General features: G+C 63.7%; 23 protein-coding genes and 1 pseudogene. 11 read left to right on the forward strand and 13 right to left on the reverse strand.

What is annotated here, in order from left to right:
- The first annotated feature begins 100 nt into the window (after window positions 1-100).
- Complete coding sequence (gene trkA / locus Q0K09_RS00140) at window positions 101-1489, forward strand: Trk system potassium transporter TrkA (protein WP_294471297.1); 1389 nt, start codon at window positions 101-103, stop codon at window positions 1487-1489.
- Window positions 1486-2922: a TrkH family potassium uptake protein gene (locus Q0K09_RS00145; RefSeq protein WP_294471300.1), complete on the forward strand. Its 1437-nt coding sequence runs from the start codon at window positions 1486-1488 to the stop codon at window positions 2920-2922. Before trkA ends, Q0K09_RS00145 begins: the two co-directional genes overlap by 4 nt.
- A gap of 613 nt (window positions 2923-3535) precedes the next feature.
- On the opposite strand, the gene Q0K09_RS00150 is transcribed toward Q0K09_RS00145, so the two are convergent.
- The 8 genes and pseudogenes from Q0K09_RS00150 to Q0K09_RS00185 form a co-directional block, all read right to left on the reverse strand.
- Entirely contained in the window at window positions 3536-4354 is an 819-nt protein-coding gene (locus Q0K09_RS00150; RefSeq protein WP_294471302.1) for a helix-turn-helix domain-containing protein, read from the reverse strand.
- Between the two features lie 234 nt (window positions 4355-4588).
- Window positions 4589-4774: pseudogene (locus Q0K09_RS00155) on the reverse strand (TnpV protein); the annotation flags it as partial.
- Window positions 4775-4794: 20 nt separating this feature from the next.
- Window positions 4795-5655, reverse strand: coding sequence for a metal ABC transporter permease (locus Q0K09_RS00160; RefSeq protein ID WP_294471304.1), 861 nt, complete (start codon window positions 5653-5655; stop codon window positions 4795-4797).
- Entirely contained in the window at window positions 5655-6428 is a 774-nt protein-coding gene (locus Q0K09_RS00165; protein ID WP_294471306.1) for a metal ABC transporter ATP-binding protein, read from the reverse strand. The genes Q0K09_RS00160 and Q0K09_RS00165 overlap by 1 nt, the downstream gene beginning before the upstream one ends.
- Window positions 6406-7395: a metal ABC transporter substrate-binding protein gene (locus Q0K09_RS00170; RefSeq protein WP_294471309.1), complete on the reverse strand. Its 990-nt coding sequence runs from the start codon at window positions 7393-7395 to the stop codon at window positions 6406-6408. Before Q0K09_RS00170 ends, Q0K09_RS00165 begins: the two co-directional genes overlap by 23 nt.
- 116 nt (window positions 7396-7511) lie before the next feature.
- Window positions 7512-9722, reverse strand: a complete 2211-nt coding sequence (locus Q0K09_RS00175; protein ID WP_294471311.1) for a hydratase — start codon at window positions 9720-9722, stop codon at window positions 7512-7514.
- A 171-nt stretch (window positions 9723-9893) separates the two neighbouring features.
- Window positions 9894-10622: a hemolysin III family protein gene (locus Q0K09_RS00180; protein WP_294471314.1), complete on the reverse strand. Its 729-nt coding sequence runs from the start codon at window positions 10620-10622 to the stop codon at window positions 9894-9896.
- Window positions 10623-10699: 77 nt separating this feature from the next.
- Window positions 10700-11284: a putative ABC transporter permease gene (locus Q0K09_RS00185; protein ID WP_294471317.1), complete on the reverse strand. Its 585-nt coding sequence runs from the start codon at window positions 11282-11284 to the stop codon at window positions 10700-10702.
- Between the two features lie 136 nt (window positions 11285-11420).
- Between Q0K09_RS00185 and pyrB the strand changes: the two genes are divergently transcribed.
- The 9 genes from pyrB (at window position 11421) to Q0K09_RS00230 (ending at window position 22453) form a co-directional block, all read left to right on the forward strand.
- Window positions 11421-12509 (forward strand): aspartate carbamoyltransferase, encoded by a 1089-nt coding sequence (gene pyrB, locus Q0K09_RS00190; RefSeq protein WP_294471320.1) that lies wholly within the window; start codon window positions 11421-11423, stop codon window positions 12507-12509.
- A gap of 264 nt (window positions 12510-12773) precedes the next feature.
- A complete protein-coding gene (locus tag Q0K09_RS00195; protein WP_294471323.1) occupies window positions 12774-13244 on the forward strand; it encodes a MarR family transcriptional regulator in 471 nt (156 codons plus the stop codon).
- Between the two features lie 96 nt (window positions 13245-13340).
- A complete protein-coding gene (locus Q0K09_RS00200) occupies window positions 13341-15071 on the forward strand; it encodes an ABC transporter ATP-binding protein (RefSeq protein WP_294471326.1) in 1731 nt (576 codons plus the stop codon).
- The gene (locus tag Q0K09_RS00205) at window positions 15071-16858 is read left to right on the forward strand and encodes an ABC transporter ATP-binding protein (RefSeq protein WP_294471329.1); all 1788 of its coding nucleotides are present in this window, start codon (window positions 15071-15073) and stop codon (window positions 16856-16858) included. Before Q0K09_RS00200 ends, Q0K09_RS00205 begins: the two co-directional genes overlap by 1 nt.
- Window positions 16859-17047: 189 nt before the next feature.
- Window positions 17048-18070, forward strand: coding sequence for a glycosyltransferase (locus Q0K09_RS00210; protein ID WP_294471331.1), 1023 nt, complete (start codon window positions 17048-17050; stop codon window positions 18068-18070).
- 15 nt (window positions 18071-18085) lie between these two features.
- Entirely contained in the window at window positions 18086-19642 is a 1557-nt protein-coding gene (locus Q0K09_RS00215; RefSeq protein ID WP_294471335.1) for an O-antigen ligase family protein, read from the forward strand.
- A complete protein-coding gene (locus Q0K09_RS00220) occupies window positions 19639-20445 on the forward strand; it encodes an HAD family hydrolase (protein ID WP_294471339.1) in 807 nt (268 codons plus the stop codon). The genes Q0K09_RS00215 and Q0K09_RS00220 overlap by 4 nt, the downstream gene beginning before the upstream one ends.
- Before the next feature lie 45 nt (window positions 20446-20490).
- On the forward strand, window positions 20491-21450 hold the full coding sequence (locus Q0K09_RS00225; protein WP_294471342.1) for a 3'-5' exonuclease: 960 nt from the start codon (window positions 20491-20493) through the stop codon (window positions 21448-21450).
- A gap of 37 nt (window positions 21451-21487) precedes the next feature.
- A complete protein-coding gene (locus Q0K09_RS00230; protein WP_294471343.1) occupies window positions 21488-22453 on the forward strand; it encodes an alpha/beta hydrolase in 966 nt (321 codons plus the stop codon).
- On the opposite strand, the gene Q0K09_RS00235 is transcribed toward Q0K09_RS00230, so the two are convergent.
- The 5 genes from Q0K09_RS00235 to acpP form a co-directional block, all read right to left on the reverse strand.
- Entirely contained in the window at window positions 22395-23087 is a 693-nt protein-coding gene (locus Q0K09_RS00235) for a hypothetical protein (RefSeq protein WP_294471346.1), read from the reverse strand. The two genes, Q0K09_RS00230 and Q0K09_RS00235, sit on opposite strands and share 59 nt — an antisense overlap.
- Before the next feature lie 78 nt (window positions 23088-23165).
- Window positions 23166-23288 carry a hypothetical protein gene (locus tag Q0K09_RS00240; RefSeq protein WP_294471348.1) on the reverse strand — a complete coding sequence of 41 codons (123 nt, stop codon included), beginning with the start codon at window positions 23286-23288 and terminating at the stop codon, window positions 23166-23168.
- Window positions 23289-24038: 750 nt separating this feature from the next.
- Window positions 24039-24212 carry a putative motility protein gene (locus Q0K09_RS00245; protein WP_294471350.1) on the reverse strand — a complete coding sequence of 58 codons (174 nt, stop codon included), beginning with the start codon at window positions 24210-24212 and terminating at the stop codon, window positions 24039-24041.
- Between the two features lie 110 nt (window positions 24213-24322).
- Window positions 24323-25006, reverse strand: coding sequence for a ribonuclease III (gene rnc / locus Q0K09_RS00250; RefSeq protein ID WP_294471356.1), 684 nt, complete (start codon window positions 25004-25006; stop codon window positions 24323-24325).
- Between the two features lie 239 nt (window positions 25007-25245).
- Window positions 25246-25482, reverse strand: coding sequence for an acyl carrier protein (acpP, locus tag Q0K09_RS00255; protein ID WP_294471360.1), 237 nt, complete (start codon window positions 25480-25482; stop codon window positions 25246-25248).
- Between the last annotated feature and the right edge of the window lie 32 nt (window positions 25483-25514).

The raw sequence follows: 25514 nt of genomic DNA on the forward strand, positions 1-25514 counted from the left end.
CGGATTCCCCCTTGCACTCTGTCAGGCAATGCGCTATAGTAGGGGAGGATTGCTCTGTTGAAAGGACTGGAAGAGTTTAAAACAAGAGGAGATGGATTGTGTGGATATCATCATTGTAGGCGACGGAAAGGTCGGCTACACCCTGGCGGAGCAGCTCTCCCTGGAGGGGCACAGCGTCACCATTGTGGACACCAGCGACGAGGCGCTGCGCAAGGCGGATGAGGCCCTGGACGTCATGTGCGTCAAGGGCAACGGAGCGTCGGCCGCCGCCCTGCGGGAGGCCGGGGCCGAACACGCCGACCTGCTCATCGCCGCCACTAGCATGGACGAAATCAACATGGTCTCCTGCCTTACCGCCAAGCACCTGGGCACCCAGTTCACCATCGCCCGGGTCCGCAACATCGAGTACACCGCCGACAGCAGCCGGCTCAAGCGGGACATGGGCATCGACCTGCTCATCAACCCGGAGCGGGCCGCCGCCCTGGAGATCGCCCGGCTGCTCCGCTTCCCCCCGGCCGCCAACATCGAGACCTTCTACCGGGGCCGGGTGGAGCTCATGAGCTTCCGGGCCCGGGAGGGGGACTTCTTCCTGGGCCAGCCCCTCTCCGCCCTCTCCGATCGGGTCAAGGGCCTGCCCATCCTCTTCTGCGCCGCCGACCGGGACGGGGCGGTCATCATCCCCGACGGATCCTTCGTCCCCCAGCTGGGGGACCGCATCTATGTCATCGGCGCCCCCCTGGGCGTCCATGAGTTCTTCCAGCACATCGGGCGCTATGCCCCCCAGGTCCGCAGCGTCTTTGTGGTGGGGGGCGGGCGCATCGGCTACTACCTGGCCGCCATCCTGGAGCGGATGAACATGCGCGTGAAGGTCGTGGAACAGCGGGAGGCGCGCTGCCGCCAGCTCTCCGAGGACCTGCCCAAGAGCCTCATCATCCAGGGGGACGGCACCGACCAGGAGCTGCTGGAGTCGGAGAACCTGGCCGAGTCCGACGCCTTTGTGGCCCTCACCGACCGGGACGAGGACAACCTCATCATCTCCCTCTACGCCCTCCAGCGGAAGATCTTCAAGGTGGTGGCCAAGTGCAACCGCCGCAACTACATCTCCATCGTCCGGGACCTGGGCCTGGACAGCGTCATCTCCCCCAAGCTCTTCATCGCCAACCAGATTCTCCAGATCGTCCGGGGCCGGCAGAACACCAAGGGCAGCGTGATGAACACCCTCTACAAGATCGGCGAGGGGGGCGCTGAGGCCATGGAGTTCACCGTCAACCAGACCACCCGCCATCTGGGCACCCCCCTGAAGGACCTGCCCCTGAAAAAGGGCATCCTGGTGGCCGTCATCATCCACCAGGGCCGTACCATCATCCCTGAGGGCTCCTCTGCCATGGAGCTGGGCGACGCCGTCATTTTGGTGTCCAGCGGCCGCGCCATTCTGGACATCAACGACATCTTTGACGACTCTGTCCTGACGCGGGGGATGGAGCGATGAACTTTAAGCTTGTCCTCCGGCTGGCGGGCAAGACCCTGCTGGTGGAGGCCGCCTGTATGGCGCTCCCGCTGGTGGTGGCCCTCCTCTACCGGGAGGACCCCATGCCCTTCCTGCTGGCCATCGGCATCACCGCCGTGGTGGGTCTGCTGCTGTCCCTGGTGAAGTCGGACACCGCCTTCCACGCCCGGGAGGGCTTCTTCTCCGCCGGGCTCATCTGGGTGCTGGCCGGCGTCAGCGGCGCCCTCCCCTTCTACTTCTGCGGCGACTTCGCCAGCTTCGTGGACTGCTTCTTTGAGTCCATTTCCGGCTTTACCACCACCGGCTCCTCCATCCTCCCCGCCGTGGAGGGCCTGCCCAAGGGCATCCTCTTCTGGCGCTCCTTCTCCCACTGGCTGGGGGGCATGGGCATCCTGGTCCTCACCATCGCCCTCCTCCCATCCCTGGGAGGCCGGACCCTCCACGTCATGAAGGCCGAGTCCCCCGGACCCATCGTCAGCAAACTGGTGCCCCGGGCCTCCCAGTCCTCCAAAATCCTCTACGCCATCTACTTCGTCCTCACCGTGGTCATGATTGTGTGCCTGCTGCTGGCGGGAATGCCCCTCTACGACACCCTGGTCAACTCCTTCGCCGTGGCGGGCACCGGGGGCTTCTCCGTCCTGAACACCTCCATCGGCGGCTACCAAAACCCCGTCTTCGAGGTCATTCTGGGCATCTTTATGGTGGTCTTCTCCATCAACTTTTCCCTCTACTTCCTCATCCTCTGCGGCAAGTGGAAGCAGGCCCTGAAGAGCGATGAGCTTCGGTTCTTCGCCGGGGTGGTGACGGCGTCCGTCCTCCTCATCGCCGTCAACATCAGCAGCATGTACGGCTCCTTCCTGGTCTCTCTCCGCCACGCCTTCTTCCAGGTGACCACCATCATCTCCACCACCGGCTTCTCCAGCGTGGACTTCGACCAGTGGCCGGAGTTCTCCCGGATGCTGCTGGTGATCCTGATGGTCTGCGGCGCCTGCGCCGGCTCCACCGGCGGCGGCGTCAAGTGCTCCCGGGCCCTGCTGCTGCTCAAGTGCGTCCGGCGGGAGGTCCGCCAGATCCTCCACCCCCGCTCGGTCAGCGTGGTGAAGCTGGACGGCCGGGTGGTGGACGAGAAGACCCTCCACACCGTCATGGTCTTCCTGGGGGCCTATGTGCTCCTGGCCCTGATGGCCATGCTGGTGGTGGCCTTGGACAACTTCTCCTTTGGCACCACCTTCACCGCCGTCATCACCTGCATCGGCAATGTGGGCCCCGGCCTGGAAAAGGTGGGCCCCATGGGGAACTTTTCCGAGTTCTCCCACCTGTCCAAGCTGGTGCTCTCTCTGTGTATGATCGCGGGAAGACTGGAAATCTTTCCCATTTTGGTCCTCTTCAGCCGGGGCGCCTGGCAGAAGGTGTGACCCCTCCCGCCCACAAAAAACCGGGCGGCCGCCTTGTCTGGCCGCCGCCCGGTTTTTTGATGCGTGCCCCTGAAACAGCAGCGCTGCCATGGCAAGCCCTAGGGCTTGTTTGAAAATTGGCGATGTGTCCGGCAGCGAGGGATTTTGGGCCGCCGGCAAGCAATTTTTTCGCAGGAATCCTGGCGGATTTCAAGGAAAAATTGCGCCGTCCGGGGGGCAAAAGACCCGCTGATTGGGCATGTTGACATTTTTCAAACAAGCCCTAATATAGACGGGTGTCCGTAAAACAGTTAATCCTCCGTATGGCTTAGACCATGCGGAGGATTTGTTTATGTCTAATCTTCAAACTTGCTGGCGGCAAACGGTTTGTCAAAACCGTTTGCGGACGGCAAGTCCACAGGGGATAGCCGCTTTAGCGGCGCAAGGGGGTGTAGCCACCTTGACGGAACGAAGTGACGCAACATTCTCGGTCAAGCAGTTTTCTTCTGCTGACGGAGAATGAAGCTCCGCAGGACGCACGATACTCCCGATAGGAGAGTATAGAAGTGCGCCCTTTAGTTCCTAAAGGGATTTTATCAGTTCGCCAAACAAGAATTTAGGTGTAACTAAAGTCTTATCTTATATGCCCCTTTCTTCGAGCATAATCTCCAATTATAAAAGCAACTGCTATAATCAACAAAATAAATATAGATAATATATCCCAAATATCAATTACCGCCTCGCCAATCATTTTTGATAATATACTATTTATCAAAAGTGTAAATGGAATAGCAAACAAGAATGTGATTCCTGTTGCCAAAAACTTTCGTTCTTTAAGTCGATAATATAAAGCATAAATTATCCAAAGAAATGCAAGTGAGATAATCGACATAATCGCACCTATGCTGAACACCTCATTCACTTTTATCAAAATACTTAATATGTACATAAATGGTACTATAATTATAGTAATAGCAATCATCGCCACCAGCACTCCCCTTTTTCCCAACAATATAACCGGAAACGATGCGATCCATGTAACCAATATAGAACTAAGCACAATTAATGACCATGTCAATGTTCCCGAAATGGCAATATCACATATGCAACATACCATAATGCCAATTATCATAGTGATTGTGTATATTGTTGATATTATTGCATTCTTGTTCATGTTGTTCTCATCTTTTCTTTTTAATTCAATGAGATTTTCATTGACCTTCTCTTCGTAATTATTCATTTCTATCCTCTCCCCACTCAACAATTCGTTAACCGTAACACCTAAAATATTGCAAAGTTCCAACATGATAGATGAATCAGGCATACATTTTCCTGTCTCCCATTTGGAAACAGCTCTGTCAGTAATATTTAACTTTTCTGCTAATTGCGCTTGTGTCAAACCTTTTTCTTTTCTACAACCAGCAATAAACTTTCCTGTATCAATTTGATTCATGAAAATATGCCTCCTTTCATGATTTACTCTACAATTTCTATCAATTTTTGTACACGAACCGTAAGTAGAATTATCAAACTCAACCTTCAGTTGGGAGAGGCATTGTGTTTGACAAATCCCGATTTATTGCTCAATTTCATATTCAAATTATACCATAAAACTTGTGAACATTTCTACCGCAACTTTGGACTATATGAGAAAAGTCCGAACAGTTTTCTGCCCGGACTTCCTCGCTCAATCGTAAATCAATTCCGCTTTCACAATCTCCTCTGCCTGTGCCTTGCAAGCGTTCATCTGCCGCACCCACTCCATCTGATTTTCGGCTTTCAGCTGTTCGGTCACGCCGTTTCGCTTCGCCAGCTCCGGCACGATCAGCTCCATGCGGTTTCGTGCCGCTTCGTCAATCTTAGCGCAATACTGTCTTACGTACACCCAGCAATTCACAGTCTCTTTTTGCGGAAGCAGAAGGTAACGGCGAAGAGAACCGCCAGGTACAGCGTGATGGAGGCCCCCGCCGAGGGGCCGATGTAGTAGGACGTCATCAGCCCTGCCACCCCCGCCGCCAGGGCGGAGAGGAGGGAGATGAGGTGATACTGCCGCATGTTCCGGGCCACGTTCCGGGCGGCGGCCCCCGGCAGCACCAGCAGGGAGTTGATGACCAGCAGGCCCACCCAGGTCATGGCCACCGTCACCACCACCGCCACGGCGGCGGAGAAGAGTGCCTCCTGCCAGAAGACCCGGACCCCCCGGCTGTCGGCCAGGGCCGGGTGGACCGAGGCGAGCATGAGCTGGTTGAAGGAGCGCAGCCACAGCAGGACCACCAGCACCAGGATGACAGCCAGCAGGCCGATCCGGGACGGCTCCACGCTGAGGATGTCCCCGATGAGCAGGGCGTTGAATCGGGTGAAGCTGCCCCCGCCGAAGGTGGCCAGGAAGATGCCCAGAGCCACGGCGGTGGAGGAGAAGACCCCGATGACGGTATCGCTGGCCAGGCTGGTCCGCCGCCGCACGAAGGTGAAGAGCAGGGCGAAGACCACCGCGAAGACTGCGGCGAACCACAGGGGGTCTGCCTGGGAAAGGAGGGGGACCGCCGTCCCCGCCAGGGTGCCCACCGCCATACCGGTAAAGGCCGAGTGGCCCAGGGCGTCGGAGAAGAAGGACATCCTGCTCTCCACCACCATGGTGGAGAGCAGGCCGAAGAGGGGGGAGATCACCAGCACCGCCAGCAAGGCCCAGCGCATAAATTCATAGGAGGCCCAGTCAAAGGGGAGAGCCCCCACCAGCTGGTTCCAGAGGGCCATCAGCGCTGCCCCCTTCCCAGGGTCAGGTGGAAGACCTGCTGAAATTCCGGGGAGGCCAGGACCTCAGAAGGCTTCCCCGCCTTGAGCACGGCGCCCTGGAGGAGGATGACCTTGTCGGCATACGCCTCCAGGGTAGCGAAGTCGTGGGTGGACAGGAGGATGGAGAGATCGTACTGGGTGCGGACCTCATCCAGCATGTCCAGAAGCTGCTTCTCTCCCTCGATGTCCACCCCGGAGAGGGGTTCATCCAGGATGAGGATGTGGGGGACGGGCTCAAGGGCCATGGCCAGCAGCACTCGCTGGAGCTCCCCGCCGGAGAGGGCCCCCACCCTCTTGTCCAGCAGTCCCTCCCCGTGGACCCGGCGCAGGCAGGCGGCCACCCGCTCCCGGAGCCGCTGGGGAATGGGGAGGAAAACCGGCCAGCTTGAGATGGCCCCGGCGAAGAGGTCCAGCACGCTCACCGGGTCCCCCCGGTCAAAGGAGGGGGACTGGGGCACATAGCCGATGAGGGGCCGGGTGTGCCCGCCCCCCGCCGGCTGGAAGTCGATGGTCCCTGTGTGGGGAATCTGGCCCAGGACAGTCTTGAACAGGGTGGACTTCCCCGCCCCGTTGGGGCCAATGAGGGCGGTGATCTCCCCGCAGTGGAGGTGGAAGTCCACATCGTGGAGGATGACCTGGTCCCCAGCGGTGACCCCCAGGCCCTCCGCCCGCAGGCAGCAGGCCCTGGAACAGCCGGCCCCGGCGGGGAGATCATCGTGCTTGTGTACGCTCATGGCTGTGTGCGCTCCCCCCATTCATCTGGACCTGGCCCTCCCCCAGGGCGTTGGCGATGGTCTCCACGTTTCCCTCCAGGGCGGTGAGGTAGGGGTCCAGGCCCTGGCCGTCCCCGCTCATGATGAGGTCCAACTGGCAGACCTGACAGCCGGTTTCCCGGGAAATGGCCTGGGCGGTGGCGTCGGAGCCGTTTTTCTCGGTGAAGATGGCGGGGATGTCAAAATCCCGGACCAGCCCCACAATCTCCTTGATTTCGGCGGCGCTGGCCTCGCTTCCCTCCTCCTCCTCAATGGCCTTCAGCAGGTCCAGGCCGAAAGCTTCGGCGAAATACTGAAAGCCGTCGTGGAAGGTGATAAGCTCCCGTTGGGGGAGCGGGAGGCCGGGCTGGCCGGAGGCGGTAATCTCCCGCAGCGTCGTCCCGGCGTTGGCGAGCCGGGCAGCGGCGTCGGAGGCGTTGCCCGCATACCGCTCCGCCCGGTCCGGGTCCGCCTGAGTCAGGCCCGCCCGGATGTTCTCCACCATCTGGGCCGCCCGGGCGGGCTCCATCCAGATGTGGGGGTCGTATTCCGTGTCGTGGTCGTGGCCCTCGTGGCCCAGGGCGGGCAGGAGCTCCACCCCCTCCGAGCAGTCGATGACCGGGGCGTCGGAGGCGGCCAGGGCGTCCGAGAGAAAATCCTCCAGTCCCACGCCGTTGAGGACCACCACATCGGCGGCCTCCACGGCCTTCATGTCGTTTACCGTCAGGGTGTAGTCGTGGAGGCAGGAGATCTCCTGCTGAATGAGCCGGGAGACCTCCACCCCCTCCACCCCCTCGGTGACGGCGGTGGTGAAGAGATAGACGGGATAGGTTGTGGCCAGGATGTGGAGGGTGTCGTCCTCCGGGGCCGGGGAAGCGCTCTGTCCGCCCCCGCAGGCGGAGAGGGTCAGCAGGGCGGAGAGCGTCAGGGAAAGCATGATCTTTTTCACGAAAGCACCTCAAAAAAGGGGTTGAAGGGGGTCGCGCCCCTATTATACCCCATCCCCGGGCATTTGTAAAATAAAAACGTCCGCCGGGACGGGAAACCGCCCCGGCGGACCGCAGGTTATTTCGCGTAGTAGTTGATCAAACAGCCCGCCAGGATAATGTCCCGCTCCTCTCGGGTAAGCCCGGGGAGTTTCAGGGTAATGGGGGTCTCGGCGCCGTTCTGGATGAGGGTGCCGGTGAGCTCCTCTCCGTCCCCCTCCAACAGGGCCCGAATGCCGGGGAGATAGAGCCGGTCCCCGGGCCGGATGTTTTTCTCGGCCAAACCGTTGCAGACAAAGGGCAGCATCCCCCAGTTCACCACGTTGGAGCGGTAGCGCTTGGTGGCGTACTCCTGGGCCAGGTTGGCGCAGCCCCCCAGCACCCGCTGGCAAGAGGCCGCCTGCTCCCGGGCAGAGCCATCGCCGGGCTTCAGGGCCATCACCAGAGAGCCCAGGCCGGTGGTCTTGGGGTCGTGGCCCAGGAGGGCCTCGGTGGGCTCCCCCGCCCGGCGGCGGCGCTCCTCCGCCAGAACCTCCTTGGCCCGGGGCACATACTGGGGGTCCTTCCGGCTCAGGGCAAACTCGCTCAGACGCAGGGGGTTGGAGCGGTAGGAGGAGGTCTCCCCGGAGGGGATGAGCTCATCGGTGGTGGTCACCGGGTCATAGATGGCGGCGCAGACGGTGAGCAGCAGATTCTCCGGCAGGGCCACCTGCTCCGGCCAGTCGGCGATGTTGGGGCCGAAGACCAGCTCGGCGCTGGGGTCGGGCTTCCCCACCCCGTAGTAAACCCTGGCCCGGTAGGCGGAGTCATCGTAATCCCAGCTCTCGCCGGGCCGGTCGGCGGGGCAGTCGGGCAGCTCGTCGGCCCCGGTGAGGATGCCGCCGTGGAGGGCGGTGGCGGCGATGGAACGGCTGTCCATCAGAGCCACATAGGAGATCTGGCCCTCGCCGGGCTTGGAGCCCTCCCGGTTGGGGAAGTTCCGGGTGGAGTGGCGGATGGAGAAGGCTCCGTTGGCGGGCACATCCCCCGCCCCGAAGCAGGGCCCGCAGAAGCAGGAGCGGATGGAGGCCCCGTCGGCCATCAGGGAGGCGAGGTAGCCCTTCTTGGTGAGCTCCAGGTTGATGGGCATGGAGCCGGGGTAGCAGGAGAGCCAGAACTCCCCGGAGCCGATGGGGTGCCGCCCCAGAATCTCGGCCGCCCGGACCAGGTTCTGGTAGGTGCCGCCGGAGCACCCGGCGATGACCCCTTGGTCCACCTGGAACTGGCCGTTCACAATCTTCTCGGTCAGGGAGGGGGCGTTTTTGACGCCCAGCTGCTCGGCGGCGTCCACGTCCACCTGGTGGAGCAGGTCGGCCAGGTTGGCCTTGAACTCCCGGATGGAATAGGCGTTGGAGGGGTGGAAGGGCAGGGCGATCATGGGTTCCACGGTGGAGAGGTCCACCTGGATGAGGGCGTCGTAGTAGGCCCCCTCCCCGGGAGCCTGGGCCCGGAACTGGTCCCCCCGGCCCAGGCGCTCCAGGTGGTCCTTGGTGATCCCGTCGGTGGACCACACCGAGGACAGGCAGGCCGTCTCGGTGGTCATGACGTCGATACCGGAGCGGTAGTCCATGGAGAGGCTGGCCACGCCGGGGCCGAAGAACTCCATGACGGCGTTTTTCACGATGCCCGCTTTAAAGGTTGCCCCGATGAGGGCCAGGGCCACGTCCTGGGGGCCGGTGCCGGGCCGAGGGGCCCCGGTGAGGTAGATGGCCGCCACCTTGGGATAGGCGATGTCGTAGGTCTTCTGGAGGAGCTGCCGGGCCAGCTCAGGCCCGCCCTCTCCGATGGCCATGGTGCCGTAGGCGCCGTAGCGGGTGTGGGAGTCGGAGCCCAGGATCATCCGCCCAGGGGCGGCGTACCGCTCCCGCATGTAGGAGTGGATGACAGCCTGGTGTGCGGGGACAAACTCTCCGCCGTACTTCCGGGCGGCCGAGAGGCCGAAGACGTGGTCGTCCTCGTTGATGGTGCCGCCCACGGCGCACAGGGAGTTGTGGCAGTTGGTGAGCACATAGGGCAGGGGGAAGGCCCGCATCCCGGAGGCCCGGGCGGTCTGGATGATCCCCACATAGGTGATGTCGTGGGAGGCCATGGCGTCGAATTTCAGGGCCAGCCGCTCGGGGCTGCTGGAGGTATTGTGGGCCTCCAGAATGGTCCGGGCCATGGTGCCGGTCCGCTCCGCTGCGGGGCGGGGGGCTGTGGGGACAAAGGCCCCGCCCTGGTAGAGGACAGGGGTGTTGGTGATCTGAATCATATGAAAATCCTCCAATCGGTGGTGCAGTTCTGTGTGTCGTCCGCCACATTATAGCATAAAGAGGAGCGCGAGACAAGCCTGCGGAGGAAGTTCCGCCCTCCCCCTTCCAGCCATCAGAAAACCGCTCCCGCCGGCCGTGAACAGGGCCGATGGGAGCGGTTGATCGGGCAGTCAGGAAATGGCCACCACCCGGTACATCAGGAAGAAATGGGCCACGCTGCCCAGGAGGATGAAGACGTGGAAAATCTCGTGGCAGCCGAAGCGGGGATTGTTCCGTCCCGGCCACTTGACGGCGTAGAGCACGCCCCCCACCGTGTAGAGCACGCCCCCCAGTACCAGCCAAAGCATCCCTTCCACCGGCATGTTCCGCAACAGGCCGGGGAGCAGGAAGAGGGCCATCCAGCCCATCAGGAGGTAAATGGCGGAGGTCAGCCACCGGGGGGCGCTGATCCAAGCCACCGCCAGGGCCGTCCCGGCCAGCGCCACGGTCCACACCGCCGCCAGCATGGGGATGCCCCCGTCCTGGACAAGCATCAGGGCGCAGATGGGGGTGTAGCTCCCGGCGATGAGAAAATAGATGGAGATATGGTCGTATTTCCGCAGGGCAATGCGGCCCTTCACCCCCGTGCGGAGGCAGTGGTAGAGGGTGCTGGCGGTATAGAGGCCGATCATGCTCAGCCCGTAGAGGAGGAAAGCCCCAAAGGCGGCGCCCCCCTGGTTCAGCGCCGCCACCCGCCAGAGGAGGAGCACCGTACCCAACACCCCCAGGGCCGCCCCCATCCCGTGGGTGATGGCGGACCAGGGCCGCAGGCCGTCGTAGGGGTCCCGCGCCTTCTCCCCGCAGGGCCGGACCTTCGGGCGGGCAAAGGCATAGGGATTATATTCCATGCGTTCATTCATGTGGATCACCTGTCTATAGTGTAGCACCGCACACGGCAATATGTCAAGATAGAAATAAGGAGATATAATAAACAAAATTATATTCCAATAATTCCCGATTTTTTATCTCCACGGACCGCTCGAGCCTGCCGTCGGGGCCGGCGGGCATACCACAGCAGGGCGTCGGTGCTGCCGGTGCGGTGAAGGACCACCGCCGTCCACAGGGCGTCCGCCCCCAGCAGCAGGGCCGCCGGCAGGGTCAACCAGGCCGGGATGGCCGCCGCCAGGGCGGCGGCCAGAGGATGGAGGCCATAGACGGTCAGCAGCCCCAGGCCGCACCAGCACAGGGAGAAGGGGAGGCAGACCCGTCCGCCCAGGTTCCAGGGCAGCCCGGAGTAGTCCCAGAAGGAGACCCGGAGGAGTTTTTCGTAGAAGAGGCTCATGGCGTACTCCGCCCCGGTGGCGGCGGCGGCGGACCAGAGGGCCAGAAGCACCGGCCGTCCCGCCAGCAGCGGCGCGAGGGCCAGGATCAGCAGGGCTCCCAGCCCGTAGACCGGACACAAGGGCAGGAAGTAGAAGCACTTCCGGTCCCGCTTGTCCAGCCGGGCGGCCCGGGCGTAGGCCACCTCCAGCAGAAAGCCCAAAAAGCTGTAGAACACGGCATACCAGAACCATTCCCTCATGGCGGTTTTCTCCCCCCGATTGGCTTCTGTGCCTTATCATGGGCAGAGAAAAGCCAAAGCATTCGGACATTTTCTGGAAAAACGCCGGGAAAAAGGGGGAACTCCACCCTTGTGGAATCCCCTGGGATGTGATAAAATGGAGAAAATTCTGAAGGGGAGCCAGCATATGCGGCATCTGATTGATTTTGGGGACCTGAGCCGGGCGGAGTGGGACGCGCTGTACCAGCGTTGCAGCGAGATTATGGACCACCCCGCTGATTTTTTGGACGCCTGCCGGGGCAAGGTCATGGCCAGCCTGTTTTACGAGCCCTCCACCCGCACCAATTTTTCCTTCCAGACCGCCATGCTCCGGGTGGGCGGCTCGGTCTTCGGCTTTGCCGATCCCCAGTCCTCCTCGGTGGCCAAGGGGGAGACCCTCAAGGACACCATTAAGATGGTCTCCGGTTACGCCGATGTGGTAGTCATGCGCAATCCCCTGGAGGGGGCCGCCAAGGCGGCCTCCCTCTACTCCGATGTACCGGTCATCAACGCTGGGGACGGCGGGCATATGCACCCCACCCAGACCACTGCCGACCTCACCACCATCACCCGGCTGCGGGGCAGTGTGGACGGCCTCTCGGTGGGGCTGTGCGGGGACCTGAAGAACGGCCGCACCGTCCACTCTCTCATCAAGGCTCTGGCCAAGTTCACCGGCATCCAGTTTTTCCTCATCTCCCCCCGGGAGTTGGCCGTCCCGGAGTACATCCGGGTCTTTCTGCGGGAAAACGGAATGCGGTTCACCGAGGTCACCGGCCTGGAGTCGGTGATCCCCCAGTTGGACGTGCTCTACATGACCCGCATTCAGCGGGAGCGCTTTGTGGACCCCCTGGAGTATGAGCGGAACAAGGGGGTCTATGTCCTGACCCGTCGGAAGCTGGACCGGGCCAAGAAGGACCTGCTGGTGATGCACCCCCTGCCCCGGGTGGACGAGATCGCCCTGGACGTGGACGACGACCCCCGGGCGGTCTACTTCGCCCAGGCCCGCTATGGGATGTTCGCCCGGATGGCCCTGCTCACCGACCTGGCCAACCAGCCCCGGATGGACCCCGGCGCTGTGGAGATCGGCGTCCGGCCGGTCTGCCGGAATCCCCGGTGCGTCACCCAGTCGGAGGGATACCTGCCCCCTCTGGTGAAGCAGAACGGGAGGGTGAACTGCTGTGCCTACTGCGACGCGGCGCTGGAATAGCGCCCGCCGGACAGGGAAGCGGCACGTCCGTCTTATAATAGGCATAGTAAACTTCGGATAGTCACTTTGGGCAGCTCTTTTTGCACCGTATACGGCCCTTACACAAAATTTTAGGCGGGCCTGTTTTGCAGCTTCCCGGCGGAGGGTCCGGCCCGCCGCTTTTTTGGAATTCTGCCCTTGACAAGGGCAGAATTCTGTGGTACCCTTCCCATCAGTCTGATTTCATAAAATATGATATCGGACTATGGAAGGGAGCTGACCCACATGCCCAACGATCCCCACCCGGCGTTCCCCGACCTGCATGCCTTCTGGGACGCCTATAAGGAGCTGGACGCCGCCTACGCCCTGCTGGCCAAGTCCTGCGGCCTCTCCGAGCCGGAGTACTGGTCCCTGATGCTCATCCGCGATGGGGTGGAGACCCAGCGGGAGATCAGCCAGCGGCTCAGCCTCAACCGCCAGACCCTGAACTCGGCCTTCAAGCTACTGGTGGGCAAGGGCCTCGTGCGGCTGGAGCCCCTGGAGCGGGACCAGCGGAGCAAGCGGGCCAGCCTCACCGAGGCGGGGGAGCGCCTGCTGGCGGGCCCCCTGGCCCGGGCGGAGGCGGCGGAAGCGGCGGCCTGGCTGTCCCTTTCGGAGGCGGACCGGGGGACCCTGGTCGGCCTGACCCGGCAGTTTACCGCCGCCCTGCTGGGAGCCCTGGAACAATCCAATGCCGGTTCATCGGAGGACCTGTGATCGCAATCACATGGGTCGGAGAAGATGTCGAGTGCGCTCGGTCGCGAGAGAGGCCCGGGCGCATTTTCTGTGCTTTTAAAGGAGGAAGAGCGGACCATGAATCTAATCCTGCGGTTTCTCAAGCCCCATTGGAAATTATGCACCCTGACTGTTGTACTGCTGGTCGCGGATGTGGCGGGCGGGCTGTTTGTCCCCACCATGGTAGCCCAGATGCTCAACCAGGGCACCTCCGGGGCCTCCTTGGAGGCCATTTGGCACACCGGAGTGCGGATGGCCGCCGTCTCCCTGGCGGCGGGTCTGTGCGCCATTCTGGGGGGCTACGCCTGCGCCTCCCTCTCCGCCCGGGTGGGCCGGGACATCCGGGAGGCCCTCTACGCCAAGTCCCTGAAGCTGTCGGTCTACGACTTCCGGCAGTTCGGCACCGCCTCCATCACCACCCGGACCATCTCGGACGTCACCACCCTCCAGTTTGCCCTCACCAGCACCCTGCAAATGGTGATCCCCGTGCCCATCATCTGCCTGCTGGCCCTGGCCCTGACCTTCCGGCTGGACCCTGTGATGGGCGGGGTTTTGCTGTGCGTGGTGGCCGCCGTGCTGCTGCTGGCCTGGGGCATTATGCGCAGCGCCGCCCCCCTGTTCCGGCGGCTTCAGAAGCTGCTGGACCGTATGAGCGCCATTCTGCTGGAAAACCTCACCGGCGTCCGGGTGGTCCGGGCCTTTCGCAGCGAGGACCGGGAGGAGGCCCGGCTCACCGGGGCTTTTCGCGACTACGCCTCCACTGCCATCAAGGCCAACCGGCTCTTTGCCAATCTGGACGGTCTTTCCTTCTTCTGCATCAACTTTTTCATTGTGGCGGTCTACTGGCTCAGCGGGGGACGGGTCAGCGCGGGGGCCTTCCAGATCGGCGACCTCACTGCCGTCATCGAATACTCCATCCTGGTCCTGTTCTTCCTGATGATGGCCCAGATGGTCATTCTCACCCTGCCCCGGGCCCTGGAGTGCTGCCAGCGCATTCAGGAGGTGCTGGACCACCGCCCGGAAATCGTGGACCTGGCAGCGGAGAATCCCCCGGCCAGCCCCGGGACCCGGGAGGTCCTGGCCTTCCGGGACGTGTCCTTCCGCTTCCAGGACGCCGGGGAGGACGCCCTGAGCCACTTGAGCTTCGTCTGCCGCCGGGGGGAGACCACCGCCGTCATCGGCGGCACTGGCAGCGGAAAGTCCACCGTGGCCGCCCTGATCCTCCGCTTCCACGACGTCTCCGGGGGCGCCATCGAGCTGGAGGGCGCCGACGTTCGCCGGATGACCCAGGCATACCTGCGGGACCACCTGGCCTATGTCCAGCAGCGGGCCTGGCTCTTCTCAGGCACCATCGCCGAGAACCTGCGCTATGGCCGGCCCGAGGCCACCGACGCCGAGCTGATGCACGCCGCCGACGTGGCCCAGGCCGGAGACTTCATCCGCTCCCTGCCCGACGGTCTGAACGCCTTCGTGGCCCAGGGGGGCGCCAACTTCTCCGGGGGCCAGAAGCAGCGGCTCTCCATCGCCCGGGCCCTGGTGAAGCAGCCGGCCCTTTACATTTTTGACGACAGCTTCTCCGCCCTGGACTTCAAGACCGACGCCGCCCTGCGGCGCGCCCTGGCCGCCGAGACCCGGGACGCGGCCGTGCTGATCGTGGCCCAGCGGGTGAGCTCCATCCGCCACGCCCACCAGATCATCGTCCTCCATGAGGGGCGCATGGCGGGCATCGGCACCCACGAGGAGCTGCTGGAGACCTGTAAGGTCTATCAGGAAATCTACGAATCCCAGACCAAGGAGGTGGAGGCCTAATGCGCCAGGCGCCCGAGACCCCCATCCGGCCCAGGCGGAGCACCGCCGCGCGGCTCTTCGGCGAGCTCTGCGGCCAGTGGCCCCGCCTTATCGTGGTGGCGGCGTCCATTGTCCTCTATGTGACCTTTAACATCTGGAATCCCATGTTCAGTGCCGTGGTGGTGGACCACCTGTGGCAGCGCGTCCAGGACGCCTGGCGGGAGGGTGACCCCTTCTCCCTCGGCGGCGCCCTGGGCCGGGAGCTTATCCAGCTCACCGCCCAATACCTGCTGACCTGGCTGTTTTACTACCTCCAGTCCTATCTCATGGCCAGTGTGGCCGAGGGTCTGGTGCTCTCCCTGCGCAGCCAGGTGGCCCGGAAGCTCAACCGGCTCCCTCTGCGGTTCTTCGACCAGAGCAAGGCCGGCGAGGTCCTCAGCCGGGTCACCAGCGACCTGGATAAAATTTCCGAAACCCTCCAGACCGGCCTGCTGAAGCTGGTGGTGGCCATCGGCACCATCCTCGGCTCCCTGTGGGTCATGCTCCGCTACAGTCCGGCCCTCACCGGCATTTTCCTGGCGTTCATGTCCGTCAACATGGCCATCACCCGGGTGGTGGCCGGGAAGAACCTGCGCCGGGCCGCCCAGCGGCAGGAGACCCTGGGGGACCTCACCGCCGTGGTGGAGGAGTACTACCACGGCCGGGACGTCATCCGGGCCTACAACCGTGAGACGGAGAGCCTCCGCAGGGTGGTCCGGGCCGCCGAGGCCAACCAGGCCGCCAACCAGCGGGCGGACTTCCTGCTCAACTGCGTCAACCCCCTCATCCGCCTCCTCAACCGCATGGCCCAGGTGGTCATCGCCGTCCTCTCCGGCTGGGCCATGCTCCGGGGGACCATGACGGTGGGGGTGGTACAAGCATTCTTCCAGTATGTCAACCAGACCGCCGAGCCCCTCACCGAGGCATCCTATATGATCAACGCCCTCCAGGCCGCTCTGGCCTCCGCCCGGCGGATCTACGACCTGCTGGACCAGGAGGAGGAGCGCCCCGACCCCGCCCGGCCCGCCGCCCTGGCCCACGCCAGGGGCGCCATTGCCTTCGAGCACGTCAGCTTCGGCTATGACCCGGACCGCCCCCTGATGCGGGACATCAGCTTCACTGTCCGCCCCGGCCAGAAGGTGGCGGTGGTGGGGGCCACCGGCGCGGGCAAGACCACCCTCATCAATCTGCTCATGCGCTTTTATGAGGTGGACGGCGGCCGGATCACCCTGGACGGGGTGTCCACCGCCGGGATGACACGCGCCGGCCTGCGTCAGAATTTCGGCATGGTCCTCCAGGACACCTGGCTCTTCGGCGGCACCGTAGCGGAGAACATCGCCTATGGCCGGCCCGGCGCCGCCCGGGAGGAGATCTCCGCCGCCGCCAAGGCCGCCAAGGCGGACGCCTTCATCCGCGCCATGCCCCAGGGCTATGACACCCCGCTGGACAACGAGGCCGCCAACCTCTCCGCCGGGCAGCGGCAGCTGTTGACCATCGCCCGGGTCTTCCTGTGTGACCCGCCCATCCTGATCCTGGACGAGGCCACCTCCAGCGTGGACACCCGCACCGAGCGGGAGATCGGCAGGGCCATGACAGCCCTGATGCACGGCCGCACTAGCTTTGTCATCGCCCACCGGCTCTCCACCATCCGGGACGCCGACCTGATCCTGTTTATGGACCACGGCAACATCCTGGAGCAGGGGGACCACAAGACCCTCCTGGCCCAAAACGGCGCCTACGCCGCCCTCTACTACAGCCAGTTCGAGTGAGAATCTCCGCACCCCCGGACGGGACGCAGCCTCCCGCCCGGGGGTTTCTTCGGCGCTCCCTGTTGCAATCTCTGTCAAAGAACGGTATAATAAGGTCCGCTGGACCGCCGCGCTGCGGCCGGTCCCCGGGACATGGTCCCATATGGATAGATATTTAAGGCAGGGATACCGCCTGCAAGGAGACCGCTTATGCCAAAACTCTCCGTGATTGTTCCTGTTTACAAGGCCGAGGCTGTGCTGGAGACCTGCGTGGCGTCGGTCCAGGCCCAGACCTGTCCGGACTGGGAGCTCCTGCTCATCGACGACGGCTCCCCGGACGGCAGCGGGAAGCTCTGCGACGGCTATGCCGCCCGGGACAGCCGGGTCCGGGTCTTCCACAAGTCCAACGGGGGCGTGAGCTCCGCCCGGAACCTGGGCATGGCCGAGGCCGCGGGAGACTATCTCCTCTTCATCGACGCCGACGACTGGATTGCCCCGGAGGCCTGCCAGACCCTTCTGGAGGCCCTGGAGGGGGCGGGGGCCGACTCCGCCGGCTGCGCCCACTGGAACATCACCCCTGACGGCCGCAAGTGGGCCGAACCGGGGGCCCTCCCCGCCGGGGTCTATGGCCGGGAGGAGATCCGCAGGGGCGTGGTGGACCGCCTCCTGGGTCGGCGGCTGGGGAAGCCCGGGGAGGTCCTCAACGGCTTCATCTGGCGCTTTCTCTTCTCCCGGAACCTCATCGTCCGCCACGGCCTGCGCTTCTCCGGGGCCTACCTGGAGGACGAGCTCTTTCTGCTGGAGTATTTCTGCCTGGCGGAAAAGCTGGCTATGGTGGACACGCCCCTCTACTTCTATCTCCAGAACCCGGCGTCGGTGACCCGGAACTACCTGCCGGATTACATGGACACCTTCCGCAAATTCTACCAGGCCAAGGAGGCCCTGGCGGTCCAGTACGGCCTGGACGGGGACGACCCCCAGTGGCGGCAGAGTACCTGCTGGGCGGGGCTCCTCATCGCCATCGGCAATGAGTTTGCCCCCGGCAACCCAGCAACCTGCGGGGAAAAGGTCCGGCGGGTCCGGGCCTTTACCCTGGAAAAGGAAATGGCCGGCGCCATCCGCACGCTCCGGCCCCGGGGCCTGGGGCGGAACAAGCAGCTGGTGGCCGGCCTGGTGCGGCGCCGCTGGTTTGGCCTGCTCTCCCTGCTCTACACCCTCAAAAACCGCCCTTAGAGGAGGACCCTTTACATGGAAATTTTGGAGAACAGCCTGCTGGGCAGGCTCCTGCTGCCCCTGTGGCGGCTCCTCTGCGGCTGGTATGAGGGCAGCGCCCTGCGGGTCCTGCTGCGGGGCATCTCCGGCTTATGGAGCCGCTGGTTCCACGGCAGCGCCCTCATGAGCCTCCTGGTCCGGGACGGCATCTTCCCCCGGGCCTGGCGGAACGGCTTCTTCTGCCGGCTGGGGGAGACCCTGATCAACCTGCCCGCCGCCCTCCTCCACTGGATTTACCGGAAGGGAAAGCCCCTCTTTGACCACAGCTTTTTCGCCCAGCTGGCCTTCGGCATGGGGGAACAGACCCCCTCGGCCATTGGTTGGCTCATGCTGGTCATCATGGTCATCCCCTACGAGAACTGGGACAACCGCTACTCCCTCCTGGGCTTTGCCCTGATGTTTCTTCTCTTCCTGGCCGGGGGGATGCGGAACCGCGCCCTCCGGCTGGACCTGGGGAGCGTGGGGCCCTACCCGGTGATCTTCGCCGGGGCGGTGGTTTTGAGCTGGATTGTCTCCTACTCCTCCATTCTCTCCCAGCGGTTCGTCTTCTTCCACATCACCTGTATGCTCTGCGTGCTGGTCACAGTGAGCGCTGTGGAGCGCACCGGGGACCTGGTGCGCCTGGCGGGCTTTGCATCCTTCGCCATGTTCTGCACCTCGGCCTACGGGGTGGTTCAGCGCATCCAGGGGGTGGAGATCAACTACTCCTATGTGGATATGTCCCTGAACGAGGGAATGCCCGGCCGGGTCTTCTCGGTCTATGAGAACCCCAACTCCTTTGCCGAGGTGCTGGTGATGCTCATCCCCCTGGGGCTGGCCCTGGCGCTGGGCAGCCGCTCCCTGTGGGGGAGGCTGGGGGCCCTCTGCGCCGCCGGCGTGGGGACCGTGGCCCTGGCCATAACCTACTCCCGGGCCAGCTATATTGGTCTGGTGTTCGCCCTGGTGGTCTTTGTCTTCCTCTGGAACCGGAAGCTCATCCCCGGCCTGCTGCTGCTGGGGATCTGCTCCCTGCCGGTGCTGCCGGACACCATCTTCAACCGCATCCTCACCATCTTCAACCTGGAGGACACCTCCACCTCCAGCCGCTTCCCCCTCTACCAGGCGGCCCTGGCCCTGCTCTGGGAGCGGCCGGTGCGGGGGGCCGGCCTGGGCATTGACGCGGTGCAGCTGGCCCTGGACCACAAGAACCTATACCACGGCGCCGCCCCCTTTGTCCATGCCCACAACCTCTACCTCCAGATCTGGCTGGAGACGGGGCTCATCGGCATCCTATCCTATCTGGCTGCCATGATCTCCACCCTGAAGGCGGGGGCCAAGGCCTGCAAGCTCCGATGCCCCCGGGAGGTGCGCCTCGTCACCATCGGGGCCGCCGCCGGGGTAGCGGGGGTGCTGCTGGACTGCATGGCCGACTACCTGTGGATCTACCCCCGGGTTATGGTCATCTTCTGGTTCGTCTTCGCCATTCTGCTCTCCGGGATCAAGCTGGCCCGCCGGGCCGCCCAGCGGGGCGAGACAGGAGGGGCCCGCCTGTGAAAAACCGTCTGCTGGTTTCCGACATGGACCACACCCTGCTGGACGAGGACGCCCGCCTCAGCCGGGAGAATCTGGAGGCCATCCGGACCTTTGTGGGCCGGGGCGGCCTCTTCACCGTGGCTACCGGGCGGGCTCCGGCGGCCATCCGGGTCTTCCCGGAGCTGCTGCCCTGCATCAACCTCCCGGCCATCACCGGCAACGGGGGACAGGTGGTGGACCTGGCGGACGGGGACAAGGTTCTGCGAAGCTGGGTTCTGCCCCTGGAGATCCGGCCCCTGGTGGCCGGGGTCCTGGAGCGGTTCCCGGAGATGGGGGCCGTGGCCTACCACGGGCTGGACAGCTTTTTCTCCTTCCGGGTGACTCCGCTGGTGGAGGGCCTTGTGGAGAAGGAGCGGCGTCCGGCGCCCCTCTGCACGGTGGAGGCATCCCCACAGCCCTGGAACAAGGTCCTGATGACTGAGGACCACGCCTATCTGGAGGAGGTCCGCCGCTGGCTGGACCCCCGGCTCTCCGGCCTGGGCCGGACGGTCTTCTCCGAGGACACCTATTTGGAGATTCTGCCCCTGGGCGTCTCCAAGGGGACGGCCCTGGCCTACCTCCTGGAGCGGGAGGGCATCGACCCGGCGGAGGTGGTGGCCATCGGCGACGCCCCCAACGACCGGGAGCTGCTGGAGCGCTCCGGCACCGGCGTGGCCGTGGCCAACGCAGCCCCCGAGCTCAAGGCTGTGGCCGGCGCGGTGGTCTGCTCCAATGCCCACCACGCCGTCCGGGCCTGCCTGGAGCGCTTCTTCCCCGCCCCATAGGGCCCCGTACCCCCGGAAAAACTACCTCAGAAAGACTGGAATGCGATGCTGCTGATTGATTTCGAGTGGAACCGCGGCTATGACAACAAGCCGCTGGACGAGATTCTTCAAATCGGGGCGGTCCGGGTTTCACAGCTGGGCGGCCCCATTTTGGACACCTTCAACGCCTATATCCGGCCCCAGGTCCACAAGCGCTTCGGCCCGGGCGCCAAAGTGCTGCCGGAACTGGAGTGCTCCAGGACATCCGAGCTGGACTTCGCAACTGCCCTGTCCGCTTTCCTGGACTGGTGCGGCGGAGAGACGGAGTTTGCGGCCTGGGGCGGCGACGACTTCCGGGTCCTCCAGCAAAACTGCGACTACTGGGGTCTCCCGGTCCCCCTGCTCCACCAGACCTATGACCTCCAGCGGGCCTTCGGCTATCTGGTGGGGGCCCAGGGGCAGCAGGTGGCCCTGTGGCGGGCGGCGGCCTACTGCGGTATCCCGGACACCTTCACCTTCCACAACGCCCTGAACGACGCCGTCTACACCGCCGCCGTCTCCGAGTGGCTGAGCGAGGAGTCCCTGCGCTATGTGCCGGATCCGGCGGACTCCCGGAAAAAGCTGCCCCGGTTCTCGGAGGAGCCCTTCCCCGCCCAGCCCCGGTTCCGGGTGGGGCCCCTCCCCTCCCCGGAGGCGGTCCTGGACGCCCGGCCCGCCCGCCGGCCGGCCTGCCCCCTGTGTGGCCAGCGGGCCTGGGTCCAGCAGTGGCAGCGCGCCTCCCGACGGCAGTACCTGGCGGTCTTTTCCTGTCCCGCCCACGGCCGCTTTCTCTGCCGGATGACCCTGACGCCCATGGAGGACGGGGCCTGGCGGGGCCGGGTGGCGGTGCCGCCCCTGACGCCGGACCTGCTGGAGGCCTATCGGGCCGCCCTGAGCGGCCGCATCCACGTCTGTAAGGGCTCCAGCCGCCGCCGGCGGAAGGTCCGCCGGCGGAAACGCCAGGCCTGCGCCAGCCCGACCGTGTAGCGGCGGAGCGCCATCCCCCCTGTATGGAGGAATCTTTATGGAACAAAAACCGAACAAACAAAAAAAGCGCCTCTTCCGTCTCCCGGTGGACCGCCAGGAGGCGGAGCGCAAGCGTATTCACGCCATGATGGGCGCTTTGAAGGCCATTCACTCCGCCGCCTCGCCGGACTCGATGGAGCCCGCCGACCTTGAGCGCCAGCGCAAGGGCCAGGAACTGCTGGGCCGGCTGGCTGCCCCCATGCTGGGTATGAGCTGGGAGCCCTTCCAGATCGACGGAATGCCCGCCGCCTGGGTCCGGCCGGAGCGGGGCCACGACAAGCGGCACGTCATCTTGTACTGCCACGGGGGTGGCTACACCAGCGGCAACCTGGGCTACGCCCGCATCCTGGGCGCCAAGCTGGCCAACGCCACCGGCTATGAGGTTCTGGCCTTCGAGTACCGCCTGGCCCCGGAGCACCCCTTTCCCGCCCCCCTGGAGGACGCCCAGCGGGCCTGGGACTACCTGATGCACCTGGGCTGCGGGGCCCGGGACGTGGTGGTGGCCGGAGACTCCGCCGGCGGCAATCTGGCCCTGGTGCTCACCATGCGCCTCCGGGAGGAGAACCGCCGCCTGCCCGGCCGGCTGGTCCTCCTCTCCCCCTGGACCGACCTGACGGCCAGCGGCAAGTCCTACCTGGAGCACCGGGAGGACGACCCCATGCTCACCATGGACTACATCCAGGCCGTCCGCGCCGCCTACGCGCCGGGGCAGGACTGGCGCGCCCCCCTCCTCTCCCCCCTCTTCGGGGACTTTCAGTCCTTTCCCCCGATCCTGATTCAGGCCGGCGCCAACGAAATCCTGCTCTCCGACTCGGAGGGCCTCCGGGACCGGCTGGTCCAGGCCGGTGTCCCCTGCCGCCTGGAGGTCTGGCCCGAAATGTGGCATGTGTTTCAGATGTTTCCCCTCAAGCGGGCAGCCCAGGCCATGGAGCGCATCGGGGACTTCCTGCTGGAGGACCGCTGAGCCGGCGACGAGATGGACAAGGGCAGCCGGGCTGCGGAACCCCTTCCGCAGCCCGGCTGCCCTGCGTTGTCAGGCCTTGGTCTCCAATCTTCTGCGGGTTCTGGACGGCCGGCGGGTCTCCCGCGCCTCCGCCTCCGGCTCTGCCGCCCCCCTCCATGGGTTTGCGGACGCCTCCGGGCGCTGCGCTCCTTGGGTCTGCTCCGGGCGCTCCTGGGCGGGCCCGTGCCAGATCGGGCCGTAAAAGCAGCTCCAGCGGCCGATTCAGTCCGGGCGCCCCTTCCGTCAGGGATTCCTGCTCGTCCGGGAGACGCTCGTACTCCCCCCGCCGCACAAATTCCCGGGTGGCCTTTTCGATGTTGGCCACCTTCCCGTTTTCCGTCATCAGAATCTCCAGCTTTTTGGCCTTGCTGATGTTGGGATTGTGCTTCACCGTGTTGACCACGGGCAGCGATGCCCCCAGATGGGCCAGCTTCAGCCGCTGGACCTCCTCCTTGGTCCGGCACCGCTTCAGGGCCGACTCGTAGGCATTCTTCTGCCGCTCCAGGGACCGGGCTTTTTCATAGGTCTCCGGGTCGTGCTCCTTCAGGTAGTCCTTCTCCTTCTGGGTCAAAGCCCGCCCGTTGCAGACCTTCATCTGAATGGTCTGGAGCTTGCTGTCCCCCCTGCGGCGGTCCTGCTCCTCCTTCCGGCTGGCTCCAGAGGCGTCGCTCAGTCACTCCTCCAGGGTCTTTCCGCGGCCGGTGCGGTCCCCGTTTTCCCGCTTGAGATCCCACTGCGTCTGCATACTCAGCGTCTTGATGTACTGGTTCAGCGTGGATAGGATCTGGATTCCCATCGTCTGGTTCCCTCCTTGTCCTGTAAAAATTCCCTTATCTTTTGTATCGGCCATGGAAACGAAAAAATAAGGGCCGCAAATGGCCAGTTACAAGTTTCCATCGAACTGCTGCCGCAATTTTAATTTGATGATGGCCCTTGCATCATCAGCCTCTGCAAAGCCAGTCAATCACACCGCCCCTGTCATGCTGTGCGCACTTAAAATCTGTAGTCAACGGTAAATGCCAAGTCTGGCACTCCGCCAAGTTAGAAATTACAGATTGGATTTCGAGCGGAATTTGCGCGGAACAAGGCAGAGGACGCCGGTGGGCTGACACCTACCAAGGACGATAACGAAGTTATGCGGAAATTCCACCGGAAAGCAAATGCAAGTTTCTGACTTGGTGGAGTACTAGGGCTTGTTTGAAAAATTGGCGATGTGTCCAGCAGCGAGGGATTTTGGGCGGCTGGCAAGCAATTTTGACCCAGGAATCCTGGCGGATTGCAAGGAAAAATTGCGCCGTCCAGGGGGCAAAAGACCCGCTGGTTGGGCATGTTGACATTTTTCAAGCAAGCCCTAGAGGCGGAACACCTCAAGTCCCGCCGCAGTTCACTGCCAGAAAATAGGAATCATCCCATTGTGCTTGAAATGGGCAAAAAATAAGCGGCACATGGATTTTTGTCCATGTGCCGCTTGCCCCCGCTTCTACCGAACAGCCGCCGTCATTTCGCTGCTCGCTGTCTGATGGAATACTGGCAAAGGGGCGGCGGTTCAGGCGTAGACGTCAATGAGGGATTCGCTGGGCGGCGGAAGCATCTCCAGCAGGGCGGCGGCTTGGGCCTCCTGGGCGTCCATGCCCTTCTTTATGACAGAAAGGGACACGGACTGCTGGACCTGAACCTGGCTGTAGGCCGTGCTGACAGAGGCGATTCCAAAGTAATCCATACAATCATCTCCTCGTCCGTATTCTATCACAGGCCGGTTCCACGCGCAAGCCCCGCTTTGTAAAATTTTCAGCCGACATGCCCTTTGCGCCCAGTCCACAACGGGGGAGCTCAGCCCTGCGCCGTCAATCGCTCCACCGCAGCCCTGGCCGCGTTTTGCTCCGCCTCTTTTTTGCTGCGGCCTTCGCCCCGGCCCAGGGGCTGGCCGTTGAGCTCCACCGAGACGGTGAAGACCTTGGCGTGGTCCGGGCCGCTCTCCCCCAGCAGATGATAGGTCAGGACCTGGCCGCTCTCCCGCTGGACCAGCTCCTGAAGGGCCGTCTTGAAGTCCCGGATGACACCCTCCTGCTCCCGCCGGTTGTTGGTCAGGATGAAGCGGGTAATGAGCTTCCGGGCCGAGCCAATGCCGCCGTCCAGGTAGACTGCGGCGATGACCGCCTCCACAGCGTCGGCCTGAATGGAGGGCCGCTGGCGTCCTCCCCCGGCGTCCTCCCCCCGGCCCAGCTTCAGGTACTGCCCCAGCTCCAGCTGTCCGGCCACCTCCACCAGGCTCTCCTCGCACACCAGGGCCGCCCGGGTCCGGGTCAGCTCCCCCTCCGGCATGTCTGGGTGGGTCCGGTACAGGTGGTCGGCCACAACCATTCCCAGCACCGAGTCCCCCAAAAACTCCAGCCGCTCGTTGCTGCTCTCCCCCTTGGCCTTGTTCTCATTGGCATAGGAGCTGTGGGTCAGGGCGTTTTCCAGAAGACGGCGATCCTGAAAGGTGTAGCCTAATCTTTCCTCAAGTTTTTCCATTTTTTCCTGCTCCCTCTCGTCACGCAAAAGAGAAGCCCCGCTGCGGCGGGGCCTTTTCTCAGGGCATATTTGAACCTAGGGCTTGTTTGAAACATGTCAACATGCCCAATCAGCGGGTCTTTTGCCCCCTGGACGGCGCAATTTTTCCTTGAAATCCGCCAGGATTCCTGGGTCAAAATTGCTTGCCAGAGGCCCAAAATCCCTCGCTGCTGGACGCATCGCCAATTTTCAAACAAGCCCTAGGCATCCAGCTTGTTTTGCAGGTAGTTCACCAAATCGCCCACAGTGGAGATGGCGCCGATCTCCTCCTCGCTCATCTCGGACACGCCAAACTCCTCCTCCAGCGCCATGGAGAGCTCCACAATGTCCAGAGAGTCCGCGCCCAGATCGTCGGTGAAGGTGGTCTCCATGGTGATGGTGTCGGGCTCCACACCGAACTGCTCGGAAATCAGTTTGCACAGCTTCTCAAAAATCATATCTCACTCGACTCCTTAGACAGGATTGTTTA

Source organism: uncultured Intestinimonas sp. (assembly GCF_944387725.1).
In the GTDB taxonomy this organism is placed as follows: domain Bacteria; phylum Bacillota; class Clostridia; order Oscillospirales; family Oscillospiraceae; genus Intestinimonas.